General features: G+C 46.6%; 14 protein-coding genes. 3 read left to right on the forward strand and 11 right to left on the reverse strand.

Annotation, left to right across the window (positions count from 1 at the left end; genetic code table 11):
• Nucleotides 1–278: 278 nt before the first annotated feature.
• Nucleotides 279–1,616, reverse strand: coding sequence for a TRAP transporter large permease (locus RID53_RS18830; protein WP_446389545.1), 1,338 nt, complete (start codon nt 1,614–1,616; stop codon nt 279–281).
• The gene (locus tag RID53_RS18835; protein ID WP_446389546.1) at nt 1,600–2,154 is read right to left on the reverse strand and encodes a TRAP transporter small permease subunit; all 555 of its coding nucleotides are present in this window, start codon (nt 2,152–2,154) and stop codon (nt 1,600–1,602) included. Before RID53_RS18835 ends, RID53_RS18830 begins: the two co-directional genes overlap by 17 nt.
• A gap of 282 nt (nt 2,155–2,436) precedes the next feature.
• On the opposite strand from RID53_RS18835, the gene RID53_RS18840 reads away from it, so the two are divergent.
• Nucleotides 2,437–3,285 carry an ABC transporter permease gene (locus tag RID53_RS18840; protein ID WP_446389603.1) on the forward strand — a complete coding sequence of 283 codons (849 nt, stop codon included), beginning with the start codon at nt 2,437–2,439 and terminating at the stop codon, nt 3,283–3,285.
• Nucleotides 3,286–3,332: 47 nt separating this feature from the next.
• Here the strand turns inward: RID53_RS18840 and RID53_RS18845 are convergent, their stop codons facing one another.
• The 3 genes from RID53_RS18845 to RID53_RS18855 form a co-directional block, all read right to left on the reverse strand.
• The gene (locus RID53_RS18845; RefSeq protein WP_446389547.1) at nt 3,333–3,812 is read right to left on the reverse strand and encodes a DUF3368 domain-containing protein; all 480 of its coding nucleotides are present in this window, start codon (nt 3,810–3,812) and stop codon (nt 3,333–3,335) included.
• Nucleotides 3,809–4,054 (reverse strand): UPF0175 family protein, encoded by a 246-nt coding sequence (locus RID53_RS18850; protein WP_446389548.1) that lies wholly within the window; start codon nt 4,052–4,054, stop codon nt 3,809–3,811. Before RID53_RS18850 ends, RID53_RS18845 begins: the two co-directional genes overlap by 4 nt.
• Nucleotides 4,055–4,284: 230 nt before the next feature.
• A complete protein-coding gene (locus RID53_RS18855) occupies nt 4,285–4,824 on the reverse strand; it encodes a calcium-binding protein (protein ID WP_446389549.1) in 540 nt (179 codons plus the stop codon).
• Between the two features lie 717 nt (nt 4,825–5,541).
• On the opposite strand from RID53_RS18855, the gene RID53_RS18860 reads away from it, so the two are divergent.
• Nucleotides 5,542–5,823 (forward strand): YiaA/YiaB family inner membrane protein, encoded by a 282-nt coding sequence (locus RID53_RS18860; protein WP_446389550.1) that lies wholly within the window; start codon nt 5,542–5,544, stop codon nt 5,821–5,823.
• 298 nt (nt 5,824–6,121) lie between these two features.
• Here the strand turns inward: RID53_RS18860 and RID53_RS18865 are convergent, their stop codons facing one another.
• The 3 genes from RID53_RS18865 to RID53_RS18875 are packed head-to-tail and all read right to left on the reverse strand — an operon-like array spanning nt 6,122 to nt 7,205.
• Entirely contained in the window at nt 6,122–6,577 is a 456-nt protein-coding gene (locus tag RID53_RS18865) for a ferredoxin (RefSeq protein ID WP_446389551.1), read from the reverse strand.
• The gene (locus tag RID53_RS18870; protein WP_446389552.1) at nt 6,577–6,963 is read right to left on the reverse strand and encodes a DUF1257 domain-containing protein; all 387 of its coding nucleotides are present in this window, start codon (nt 6,961–6,963) and stop codon (nt 6,577–6,579) included. Before RID53_RS18870 ends, RID53_RS18865 begins: the two co-directional genes overlap by 1 nt.
• A 32-nt stretch (nt 6,964–6,995) precedes the next feature.
• The gene (locus tag RID53_RS18875; protein ID WP_446368251.1) at nt 6,996–7,205 is read right to left on the reverse strand and encodes a DUF2997 domain-containing protein; all 210 of its coding nucleotides are present in this window, start codon (nt 7,203–7,205) and stop codon (nt 6,996–6,998) included.
• A 385-nt stretch (nt 7,206–7,590) separates the two neighbouring features.
• Here RID53_RS18875 and bioU point away from each other — a divergent pair, with 385 nt between their 5' ends.
• Nucleotides 7,591–8,616 (forward strand): (S)-8-amino-7-oxononanoate synthase BioU, encoded by a 1,026-nt coding sequence (gene bioU / locus RID53_RS18880; RefSeq protein WP_446389604.1) that lies wholly within the window; start codon nt 7,591–7,593, stop codon nt 8,614–8,616.
• Nucleotides 8,617–8,703: 87 nt separating this feature from the next.
• Here bioU and RID53_RS18885 read toward each other — a convergent pair whose 3' ends face one another.
• The 3 genes from RID53_RS18885 to RID53_RS18895 form a co-directional block, all read right to left on the reverse strand.
• Nucleotides 8,704–9,288: a hypothetical protein gene (locus RID53_RS18885; protein ID WP_446389553.1), complete on the reverse strand. Its 585-nt coding sequence runs from the start codon at nt 9,286–9,288 to the stop codon at nt 8,704–8,706.
• Nucleotides 9,289–9,563: 275 nt separating this feature from the next.
• A complete protein-coding gene (locus RID53_RS18890) occupies nt 9,564–10,784 on the reverse strand; it encodes a type II secretion system F family protein (RefSeq protein ID WP_446389554.1) in 1,221 nt (406 codons plus the stop codon).
• Between the two features lie 91 nt (nt 10,785–10,875).
• Entirely contained in the window at nt 10,876–12,006 is a 1,131-nt protein-coding gene (locus RID53_RS18895) for a type IV pilus twitching motility protein PilT (RefSeq protein ID WP_446389605.1), read from the reverse strand.
• Between the last annotated feature and the right edge of the window lie 53 nt (nt 12,007–12,059).

A 12,059-nucleotide genomic window follows, 5' to 3' on the forward strand; every position in this document is an offset into this window, starting at 1 on the left:
CATCTTGCTCGCTACATTAAGCATCTTGCTCGCTACATTAAGCATCTTGCTCGCTACATTAAGCATCTTGCTCGCTACATTAAGCATCTTGCTCGCTACATTAAGCATCTTGCTCGCTACATTAAGCATCTTGCTCACTACATTAAGCATCTTGCTCGCTACAGTTGAGTCTTGACAACTGCTATCAGGGAAAATGTATCATTGCTTCCCCTACTCCCCCAGCTTCCCCAGCTCCCCCTGCTCCCTACCTCCCCACAAGACTGATTCAACCCTAAGTATTAGCGACTCAACGAAGGAAGAAAACTGACTAACTCCGGAAACACGATAATTAAGACAACAATTAGCGCCTGAAGCAAAATAAATGGAATTGCACCCCAATAAATCTCTGTCGTCTTCACCTCCGGTGGGGCGACACCCCGTAAGTAAAACAGGGCAAAGCCAAAGGGCGGTGTGAGAAAGGACGTTTGTAGATTCGCCCCCAAAATAACCCCATACCAGATAAGATTCACATCGAGAGATTCCGCCACAGGAGTAAATAAAGGAACGATAATAAAGGCGATTTCAAAAAAGTCAATAAAAAAGCCTAAAATAAAAACAGTTACCATACTCACTGCCAGAAAGCCAATCTGACCTCCAGGTAAATTGGCGAGAATATCAAACATAAACTGATCGCCATTTAACCCGCGAAAGACTAAACTAAACGCCGTAGAACCCAGTAAGATAAAAATCACCATGCTGGTAATTCGTAGCGTGGCATCACAGGCTTGGCGTAACGATAACCAGCTTAACTGACGATTAGCCGCCGCAAGTACCATCGCACCCACACACCCCACCGCCCCGGCTTCTGTTGGTGTAGCAAAGCCAAAAAAGATACTGCCTAAGACTAACAGAATTAATAATAACGGTGGAACCATGGCAAATAGAACTCGACGTCCTAAAGCTTTCCCGCCAATGTCACGAACCTCGGCGGGTAAAGCAGGTGCAGCACTGGGTTTTAACCATGCCACAATCAGTACATGTACCGCAAAAGCTGTGGTCATTAATAAGCCGGGAATCAGAGAACCAATAAATAAGTCGCCAACCGAAATTCCTAATTGATCCGCTAATACAACTAAAACCACACTCGGCGGGATAATCTGTCCCAATGTCCCCGATGCCGCAATTACCCCCGTTGCCAACCGTTTATCATAGCCGTAGCGCAGCATAATCGGTAAAGAAATCAGTCCCATTGCCACCACCGTTGCAGCGACAACCCCAGTAGTTGCAGCTAATAGCGCCCCCACCAAAACCACAGCTAAGGCAAGTCCCCCCCGTAATCGCCCAAACAGAATCCCCATGGTTTCTAACAAGCGTTCAGCAATGCCAGATTTTTCCAGCATGGAACCCAAGAAAATAAAATAAGGGATTGCTAACAGGGTATAATTCGCCATGATCCCAAAAATGCGCTGGGGCATGGCAGTCAGGAAGATAGGGTCAAAGACACCCAAACTCACACCAATAATCGCAAACGCGATCGCAACGCCTCCCAGAGAGAATGCCACAGGATAACCCAGGGACAGAAATACCAGCGCCCCGACAAACATCAAAGGACCTAACCATTCATAGTCGAGCATCATGATGTTCCTCCTGGGGTGTAAGATAGCCTGTGAAAATTGCCCAGTTTTTTATCGCTTGGGAAATCCCTTGCAGAATCAAGAGGACAAAGCTGACAATAATCATGGATTTGATCGGATAGCGGGGTAATCCCCCCGGATCAGGAGACATTTCCCGAATTGCCCAGGAATTGAGAATGGTTCCCCAGGAGAAATAAATCACCATTAAACAAAAGGGAATCAAGAATAACAGCGTACCGATTAAATCAGCTAAGGCTTTCCATTTCGGTGACCAACCTTTATGGAACACATCCACCCGCACATGTTCATCATGGCGCAGGGCGTAGGCGGCACCCAAGAGGAATACCAAGTCAAATAAATACCATTGACCTTCGATAAAGGCATTGGAACTGAGGTTTTGACCGACGAAATAGCCAATATAGCGTCCGGCAACATTCCAGGTACCGATCGCGATCATTAATAATACTAGCCAGTAGGTTAGGCGACCAACCCATTCGTTGAAGGCATCGATGAGTCGGGAAATCTGTAATAATTGCTGCAAGGCTTACGGCGTCTCCTGAAGCTACACCAGATGTGTATTTTACCCCCACTGTTGCTAGGAATATAGCACCAAGCCAGGAACTTTTGCCTTTTTCCGAGGAATGGGGGAGATGAGGGAGATAGGGGAGATGAGGGAGATGAGGGAGATGGGGGAGATGAGGGAGATGGGGAAGATTGTGTAGGGGCGGGTTTCACGACTATCTTTTCGGTTGCACCCAGATGTAAATAAACCCGCCCCGACTAAATGACCAATGACCAATGACCAATGACCAATGACAAATCAATGCTCGGTGTAATTCGGAAAGTTAGTAAAATTAGACGCTGGTTGCCCATAAATGAAAAGTGGTGGGTCAAATTTGACCTACTGCGGACATTAGTGCGTCGAGATTTGGAGGCACGCTATAAGGGTTCGGTATTGGGGAATTTGTGGCCCCTGCTCAATCAACTGTCTCAGTTGCTGATTTATACCTACGTGTTTTCCATTGTCCTAAAGGTGAAACTTAGTCTTAAGGGATTACCTGCGGATAACAATATTGCCTTTGGTTTATGGTTATTTGCTGGGTTATTACCATGGATTGCTTTTACTGGCGGGTTAACCCAATCGGCAGGTTCGGTAGTCGGACAACCCAATTTGGTGAAAAAGGTGGTGTTTCCCTTGGCACTGTTGCCACTGGTCCCCGTCTTATCCACATTTATTGAAAGTGCCTTGGGGTTAGCCGCATTGATTGTGTTAGTGGCGATATCCTCAGGAACATTACATCCCACGTTAGCGTTATTGCCTTTAGTGTGGTTAACCCAGTTGTTATTAACCGCCGGATTAGGGTATTTAGCAGCCGGGTTAACCGTATTTTTGCGAGATATTCCCCAGACATTAGGGGTGATTTTAAATCTTTGGTTTTATATGACACCGATTGTCTATCCCGCTTCAGTGATTCCAGAACGCTTCCGAGATTGGGTGTTTTGGTTGAATCCCCTGGCGGTGATTGCTCAAGTTTATCGGGATTTGGTATTGGTTGGGTCAGTGGAACATGGGTTAGAATGGGCAGTCGCGTTTGCTGTTTCTGGGGTAGTGTTTGGTGTAGGGCTTTGGTGTTATCAGAAATTGCGTCCCGCGTTTGCAGATGTATTATAGAGCGTTCAATCTGGCAAGTCGCCCCTACCGTATTTTGGGGTAGGCAATTATTCTTGAGCAATTTGTAAAATTCGTTGGTAAAGATTATTAGTCATCCAAAAACCCGCTTCATTGATTAAAGCATCTAAAAAAGGACGCACGACTGGAATCAATCCTTGGTTTTTTGCCCGAAGTAGCACACCTAAAATACCTTGTACCTGTAAGCCATAACGCCTAGCAACCTGTACTCCCCGACGTTCATCTAACATGATTAAAGTCGCTTGTTGTTCGACAGCAAGTGCAATAGCTGCCGCTTCACCCGGATCGAGTTCCGATTGTAATTGAACGACAAATTCCTGATTGACTACCGTAACCGTTTCTATCCAATTAAGCGTTTGAACTTCTACAGTTCCTGGTACATTAAACCTTGTCAGTTCTGCGTAAACAGCTTGTGAAATCAGAATTGTGCCGTAGAGTTGGTAGAGTAGATCAAGCTGTGCGATCGCGGCTAAATTGGTAATCGGTGAGGTATTACTAACAATAGTCAAAGATAACCCATCTCCCGCATCATTGCCACCTCAGCATCCAATTCCGGCACATCATAATGCACAGGAATCTGACGACTTGCGAGCAGCTTTTGAAAGTGCAAACGGGGCAAATTTGCCAATCGACTGGCTTGCGCTAATGTCAAGCGTTCCTGCTGAAACAACAGAATGGCAATTTCTTGTAACATCTCTACATCCGAGAGTTGGGCAATGTTCAGAACTTCATCGGGAATAACAACAGCCATCGCGTAAACTTTAGATTCATTCAATCCTATTGTAAAGACAAGGGGTTTGGAAACCAAATCCCTACGGTTTGGGTTTGTCTGTCAATTTTGATAGAATCAGCGCGATCGCATTCCTCCTAAACCACGACAAAATCGGCGATACTGACTTGATTGGCTTGTACGCCGATTAACAGGGCTAAGACTTCCCCACTCTGCTGCATCTGAATTACAGCAGTTTTCAAGTTAGTAGACTACAGACAATCATTGCGCTGAAAAGCAAGCCGATACAATTTTGTATTCCATAAACGTGAAAAGCGCTGTAAGGTGGTACTTCCCATACCCATCAGATTAAGCTGATTGAAACTTAACCCTCCGGCTAACCCTAAGACATCTTCCCCAGGGTTAAAGTCAAACAGGGTATCGCTTCCCTCACCGACTCGTAAAATAAACTGATCCGCCCCGTTATTTCCATAGAGTTTATCCGCGCCAGCGCCGCCATCGAGGGTATCATCGCCGTCTCCGCCAACCAGGATATCGGCGTCACCTTCTCCGAGGAGAAAATCATTTCCCGTATCACCAAATAAGCGATCGCGATCGCCTCCGCCATAGAGGATATCATTATCCTCGTCACCGCGTATGATATCTTCCCCGCTATTGCCGAAGAGGATATCATCACCGGAATTGCCGAATAGTTGGTCATTACCGTCGCCGCCTTCTACCGTATCATGTCCGACTCCCCCTTCCATGCGATCGCGTCCAGCTAAAAGAAATTGCAGTATCTTCGTTACCAATTTTATTAATAGTGCTGAGAATCGGCGCATCATTCACCCCAGTAATCGTTACGGTGACAGTGGCGGTATCAGTTCCCTGGTGTAGGGGCTGTAGGGGCGAGTCGCTACATTAATGTTCGGTGTGAGAATTAACCTATACCGACTCGCCCCTGTACCAATGTTGTGTTAGTTTTTACCAATACCCGGCGGCGGGCGACCCGATTAAATTAAAGGTTAGGTGATGTTAATTGAATCCGGCGGGTCGCCCCTACGAGAATACCAACGGTTTCGGGGTTTACTGCGTGATTGTCAGGATGATTGGGATTATTGGAATTGGCGGAATTATTGCGGTTGTCGGGGGTAAAGGGTAGGGGCTGTAGGGGCGAGTCGCTGCATCAATGTTGGGTGTAAGAATTAACCTATATCGACTCGCCCTTTTCTCAATTCGGTGTCACATCGATACCGGGCGGCGGGCGACCCGATATCATTAAAGGTTGGGTGATGTTGATTGAATCCGGCGGGTCGCCCCTACAATTGTTTTTATGTACGCGATGCACAATTAAACAATTTCTCAACTGGCACAATAATAAACGAATAGTTGATACGATTTTCCGACTCTTTGGGTCATACAATACCTGTGCAATTCCACAAACTGTCCCGTTGTCCCTAAATTATCAGCGAAGCGATTCCTATTCTTGAATAAATTGAATTCACCGATTCTTGATGAAGAAAGGAACTATGGAATCACCGTTTAACAATCAAATCCACAGTAACGCTTGGGTATTTCAAACCTGGGCTTCTTTTATTATTTCCGTCTCGGCTATGAGTATCGGGATTTTATATCTACCTGTCGATAGTTGGACAAAAGGTTTTATGGGAATGGGGTTAGCCTTCTCCGTTGGTTCAACCATTAGCCTTGCCAAAACCACCCGTGATATTCACGAATCGAAACGCATTATCTCCAGAGTAGATGAAGCGAGAATCGAAAAATTACTCAACGAAAATCATCCGCTGAAATAAGGAGGAGATGTAGATTATTCCCAGTTCCAAATTGCCCCGTATCGTTTGTAGGGGCGCAAGGCTTGCGCCCTTCAATCTGTGCGCCTTGTGAACTACGTACTATACCGAATCCGTCATACATAACCCTTTTATGTCCAGATTGTTCCAGACGTTGTATGCAACGTCTCTACAGGGTTTTGGCGATTTCATCTAAAATTATTGCCGATGGGCGCACGCCGTGCGCCCCTACAAACATAATAAAAAACCTCAATGGCAATAACCATCGAGGATTTATCGACTAAAGACTGTAATAAACACCCTATTGTTTTGGGCTTGACTTTGACTTATATTGCTTAATCGCTTTCTTGCGCCGCATTTTGGTCGCCACGACAGCCGACTCAATCGGAAATCCCGCCACGGGAATAACCTGAAACTGTCGCTCGTCTTCTAGCTGCTTAAGTTCGGTGTAGTCTACCCAGTGGATACAATTGACTGGACAGGTGTCAATCGCTTCTTGGATTAAGTCTTCTGGGTCACCATCTTGGCGAAAGGCACGCGCTCGCCCATGATCTGGCTCGATGTAAAATGTATTGTGAGCTGTATGGGCACAATGCTTACAGCCAATACAGGTAATTTCATCGACATAAACACCTTTCTGCCGCAGCTCACCACCGAGTTCAGGTTCTAAACCTGACCGTTCCGGTGCATCTCGGAAGACGCCGCCGAGTTCGGGTTCTAACCCTGAACGCTCTGGTGTCGGGGAGAAATCAGACATTACGCACTCCAGCGTTGGACAACTAAACGGATAGAACCGTCTTGATTATTTTCCTGTTGAGCAACTTGAAACCCTTGCTTGGCAGTTTCACTCATTACGGTATGAAACGCATACCGCTGGGTGATGCGGTTGAGGAAACCCTCTACGGATAACGGCTGTTGCCAGTATTGGAGGTCAGCAACTAGCTCGTATTCTTTACCATTCCAAGCAAAACCAACATCGTAGTTATTGTCTTGTTCGATAACCACTTCGGCGGTTCTGGTTTGACCCTGATACCCACGCACTTGACTCGGACCAGCTTTCCAATCGACGCCAAGGTCTGTTAATGCTGATTGTAAAGAGGTCAGATTGCGGATTTGAGTTTTTATGTTGCTGAAATGTGACATTTTGGTTAAATTCGCTAATTGAACAAAAAAACTTACCAAGCGCTATAGGTCGCTTGAGCGGTTGCTGTTGCCGACTGCTGAGTCGGTTGGGTAAAGTATTCTGATGTTTGCTCCATCGAGACGACTTGCCCCAACTGAGCTTCAATGGCAGCAGTCACTTCTGCACAAGAGGCACCAACGATACCCGTGACTTTCTCTTGCACTCGACCATCTGGATAAATGACAAATTCTAAGGTTTCCATCTGTTTGTTAACGGTTGGGTCAGTCCTCCAGTTCTGGGCTGTAACACCAATTAAGCGACAGCCTCTGAGACTACACGACAAGCTATCTCGCCAGTTGAGCAGTCTCTCGTTATTATTCGCATCATAGCGAATTAAACCTTAACAGAAATTAATACTTGATTAGTATTTTACACTAATCTTTTGTTAAGTTTCGCGTATCTTGCTCTCCCAGTCAAGCGGCAGGATTGCCCAAATCGCGTTCTTAACAAAAATATACATGGGGATGAGGCACAGGGAAGATGGGGGAGATGGGGAAGCAGAGGAAGCTGGGGAAGCAGAGGAAGCTGGGGGAGCGGGGGAAGCGGTGAGAGATAATAAAGGTTTGTGTGATTCAAGGTGTATCGCTATGAGTGAGACGCATAAGGCGAATTTGATGGATTCTACGGAAAACAAACCTGTTCGAGTCGGTATTTTAGGCTTTGGCGGATTAGGACAAGCGGCGGCTAGAGTGCTGGCTGGTAAACAGGAAATGATTTGGGTTGCTGCTGCTGATAAACAAGGCTGGGCTTATGATGCAACTGGGCTAGATCCCGATCGCGCGATCGCCACCTATCATAATCAAGGGTCACTGGGGTATCTCGAACCCTCCGGCACTCTCAGCAATAACACGATTGCCGACTTAATCGAAAATGCGGCAGTGGATGGATATTTCCTTGCCCTACCTAATTTGCCGAATACATTTATGGCATCGGTTGCCCGCCAGTTTATCCAATCAGGATGGCGGGGGGTACTGGTAGACGCCCTCAAGCGTACCAGCGCCGTAGAACAGTTACTCGCCATGAAAGACGAACTCCAAGAAGCGGGAATCACCTACATGGCGGGATGTGGTGCCACACCCGGACTGTTAACGGCGGCGGCAGCGATCGCGGCTCAAAGCTATGCTGAAATACACAGCGTTAAAATTACCTTTGGTGTCGGTATTGCCAATTGGGAAGCCTATCGTGCCACGATTCGAGAAGATATTGCCCATCTTCCCGGCTACGATGTGGAACAGGCACGTCAGATGAGTGATGCGGATGTAGAAGCGCTCTTGGATCAAACCAACGGCATCCTCACCTTAGAGAATATGGAACATGCCGATGATATCATGTTGGAATTAGCCGGGATATGTTCACGCGATCGCGTCACCGTCGGCGGTGTTGTTGATACTCGCAATCCTAAAAAACCCTTAAGTACCAATGTCCAGATAACCGGACGTACCTTTGAGGGCAAAATCTCCACCCATACCTTTACCCTCGGTGACGAAACCAGTATGGCGGCTAATGTCTGTGGTCCAGCCTTTGGCTACCTGAAGACCGGGATATCATTACATCAACGAGGTCTTGACGGTTTATTTACAGCGGCTGAAGTGATGCCCCACTTTGTTCGATAGTCATTGGTCATTGGTCATTTGTCCTTTGTCATTCGTTGATTGAGAAATTCCTCCCCCATCTCCCCCATTTCCCCAATCTCCCCTGTACTAAGCAGGTGGACGTTCAGTCGAGAAGCTTTCTGATTTTTCCTCTTCCATCACATAATCTGGACTCTGCATGACAAAAGGTAAATTAGCCCCCAGTAAACCCCGTTGAATCCGTTGGGGTGTTTCCGGGAAGATTACAAACAACGGATAAATCCGGTCAACACCTTCACTAAGAATATGTTGATGGCGGGGGGGCATCAACCATTCATAATCTTTGTCTAGCAACACTTGTGTCTGACGCCAGCGACTCAATAAATGAGAAAAATCCTCATGGGGGCGATGAATGAAAATGAGAATTTCCACCCCCATTTTTATTTTCCATTCCGGGTCACACATCAACATGGCAACATCACAAGGTAAGCCAACCGTTCCATTCAAGCTGTTTAGATTAGCATGTCCTGTTGATGATTGGAGATGGCGCAGGCGCACAATAGGTAGAGGAATCGTGATCACACTTTCTGAGGGGCGGCGCATACTCGGAATCATTTCCAAGTAAGGTCGATGTTGCTTCAGAAGCGCCAACGCCCCCTCATGGTGGCTATATTCGGCTAAACTTGTTTCGTAATTAGATGGCTTAACTGGCATTTGTAAATAAGTAGCGATTTACTAACGTCTTATGGACTCGTTTAAATACTCTTCACGAACCGTAGTGGAGGATCAGTAGAGGTTGCTCAGGTTGCTAGTACCGTTCCCTGGGAATTCACGCATTCAAAATGCTTTCCTTATCGGCGTTTCAGTAATGCGTGAAGGATAAGTTTTTTTTCGTCATGCTGTACGAGTAGCTGAATCAACACGGCAAATCCTCTACCATCAAAAGGTTGTAGGAATGGACACCCCATATCCTGGAAATGCTGCCCAATTTAACCCAACGTTTCAAACACTTTAAACATGGGCAGATACATAGAAACCAGAATTGTACCCACCATTCCCCCGATGACAATAATCATCACAGGCTCTAAGATACTGGTCAAAGCTTTTACCGTTTGCTCAACTTCATCTTCATAGAAATCGGCAACCTTCATCAGCATTGAATCCAATTCCCCAGTTTCTTCACCAACACTAATCATCTGAATAGCTAGACCGGGGAAAACTTGCTCATTTTGCATGGCAACACTGATCAAACCCCCTTGCTGAATTTCCTGCTTGGTCGCTTCCACAGCGTTAGCAATTACTTGGTTTCCTGAGGTATCCCGAACAATATCTAACGCATTAAGAATGGGAACTCCGGAACGAGTCAACGTACCGAAGACGCGGCAAAACCGGGCGACTGATGATTTTTCATTCAGTTCACCCAACAGGGGTAGTTTCAATAGGAGTGCATCAATTTGCAAGCGACCGGGTGGGGTTTTGTAGTACTGCTTGATGACAACTGTAGTAATGATGATCACCGCAACTGGAATCAGAGCGTACCAGCTTCTGAGAACACCACTCAACCAGAGCATAAAAGCAGTCAGGGCTGGTAATGTTCCGCCGATTTCTTCAAAAATCCCGGCAAAGATGGGGATGAGAAAAATGGTCATTCCCAAAAACACCAGTACAGCAAAGCCACCAACCACCAGAGGATAAGTCATTGCCGACTTAATCTGGTTTTGCAGCCGCGCCATATCTTCCAGCAGCTTGGCTAATCGGTTGAGAACTTCATCGAGGACACCCCCAACCTCTCCTGCTTGCACCATACTGACATAGAGTTGGTCGAAACAGGCGGGATGTTCACGCATGGCATCTGAGAGACTGGTTCCCTGCTGAACTTCACTACTGATTACTGTCAGTGATTTTTTCAGCTTAGGATTGTCACATTGATCCGATAAGATACCCAGACAACGCACAATGGCGACCCCAGCATTAACCATTACCGCAAATTGCCGGGAAAAAACGGCTCGGTCTTTAACGGTAACACTCGTCATTTTTTCCTGGAGTGCGTCTAAATTTAGGTCTTCCAGGCTAAACGCTTTCTGAATACTGCCGACAATGGGATATTGATTTTTCAAGTGGGCGCGGGCTTGATCCGTAGAAAGAGCTTGAACTTTCTCTTTTTTGGCATTTCCTTTGGAATCCCGAACCTCAGCAATGAAGGTAGGCATAGCTTGCGTCTGAATGAAGAAAGGATTGAAGGAAAGGGTTAGTTGTCCGGTGATATTTTTTCCAGTTCACGAGAGAACTAACCCCGATGACTTAGCGAGTCTTAGCACCAACTTTTCCGCCTTTAGCGCCAGCACCAGCCATTCCAGCAGCACCGCCGAGAATACGCTGTAACTCGTCAGGCTTGGAACTCTTGGATATAGCTGCCTCAAAGGAAATCGTTCCTTGTTTGACTAAATTTGCCAAGGTCTGTTCCATGGTGATCATGCCCATTTTCATTCCGGTTTGAATAGCGGAATACATTTGGGACACTTTCCCTTCACGAATTAGGTTAGAGATAGCCGGGGTGACAATCATAATTTCCTGTGCCATTGCCCGACCAAACTCACCAGGTTTCGGGTTTTTCTTAGGTACCAAAGTTTGACTGAAGACGGCGACCAAGGAGTTCGAGAGTTGAGCTTGGACTTGAGCTTGTTGTTCAGGAGGAAACACGTCCAGCATCCGGTTCACGGTTTGAGAGGCGGAACTGGTGTGCAAGGTTCCCATGACCAAGTGACCCGTTTCTGCGGCTGAAATCGCCAGTGAAATGGTTTCCAAGTCCCGCATCTCGCCGACCAGAATCACATCCGGGTCTTCCCGTAAGGCGGCTTTGAGCGCATTGGCAAAGCTTTTGGTATCTTCACCTTTTTGACGTTGGTGAACTAAGCTTTTAATGTTGGGAAAAACGTATTCAACCGGGTCTTCGACGGTGAGAATATGTTCGGGTCGGGTCCGATTAATTAAATCAATCATTGCCGCCAGTGTGGTGGTCTTTCCTGAACCTGTTGGTCCGGTCACCAGTACTAATCCCCGAGGACGTTCGCTCATTTCCCGGACAATATCAGGCAGACCTAATTGATCAAAGTTGGGAATCTTGGAGGACAACGCTCGCAAGCAAGCGGCGTAGTAGCCGCGCTCCTTATATACATTGACCCGGAAGCGAGCCAGTCCCTTCACCCCATAAGAGCAATCCAATTCCCAGTTCTGCTCCAATTCTTTACGCTGACTATTATTGAGCATACTGAAAATCAGCTTCTGACATTCTTGGGGATTTAGGGGATCTTCCCCAAAGGGTTGGAGTTTACCACTAATGCGGAAATAGACCGGTGCCCCGGCTTGAATATGCATATCTGAGCCACCCATTTCAATGAGTTGCTCCATCAAGTCTTCAATCATTAAATCCATTGGCATGGCATTGTCTCCCAATCAGAATCAGTTGTTGCTTTTTAGTGTTTTTG

It is taken from the genome of Coleofasciculus sp. B1-GNL1-01 (genome assembly GCF_040220235.1).
GTDB lineage: Bacteria > Cyanobacteriota > Cyanobacteriia > Cyanobacteriales > Coleofasciculaceae > Coleofasciculus.

What these genes read in the sequence shown, in the direction of transcription:
- RID53_RS18860 (WP_446389550.1), top strand. Translation starts at nt 5,542, where the DNA reads ATGGAATCACCGTTTAACAATCAAATCCACAGTAACGCTTGGGTATTT.
- RID53_RS18870 (WP_446389552.1), bottom strand. Translation starts at nt 6,963, where the DNA reads ATGTCACATTTCAGCAACATAAAAACTCAAATCCGCAATCTGACCTCT.
- bioU (WP_446389604.1), top strand. Translation starts at nt 7,591, where the DNA reads ATGAGTGAGACGCATAAGGCGAATTTGATGGATTCTACGGAAAACAAA.
- RID53_RS18865 (WP_446389551.1), bottom strand. Translation starts at nt 6,577, where the DNA reads ATGTCTGATTTCTCCCCGACACCAGAGCGTTCAGGGTTAGAACCCGAA.
- RID53_RS18830 (WP_446389545.1), bottom strand. Translation starts at nt 1,616, where the DNA reads ATGATGCTCGACTATGAATGGTTAGGTCCTTTGATGTTTGTCGGGGCG.
- RID53_RS18875 (WP_446368251.1), bottom strand. Translation starts at nt 7,205, where the DNA reads ATGGAAACCTTAGAATTTGTCATTTATCCAGATGGTCGAGTGCAAGAG.
- RID53_RS18885 (WP_446389553.1), bottom strand. Translation starts at nt 9,288, where the DNA reads ATGCCAGTTAAGCCATCTAATTACGAAACAAGTTTAGCCGAATATAGC.
- RID53_RS18840 (WP_446389603.1), top strand. Translation starts at nt 2,437, where the DNA reads ATGCTCGGTGTAATTCGGAAAGTTAGTAAAATTAGACGCTGGTTGCCC.
- RID53_RS18895 (WP_446389605.1), bottom strand. Translation starts at nt 12,006, where the DNA reads ATGGATTTAATGATTGAAGACTTGATGGAGCAACTCATTGAAATGGGT.
- RID53_RS18850 (WP_446389548.1), bottom strand. Translation starts at nt 4,054, where the DNA reads ATGGCTGTTGTTATTCCCGATGAAGTTCTGAACATTGCCCAACTCTCG.
- RID53_RS18890 (WP_446389554.1), bottom strand. Translation starts at nt 10,784, where the DNA reads ATGCCTACCTTCATTGCTGAGGTTCGGGATTCCAAAGGAAATGCCAAA.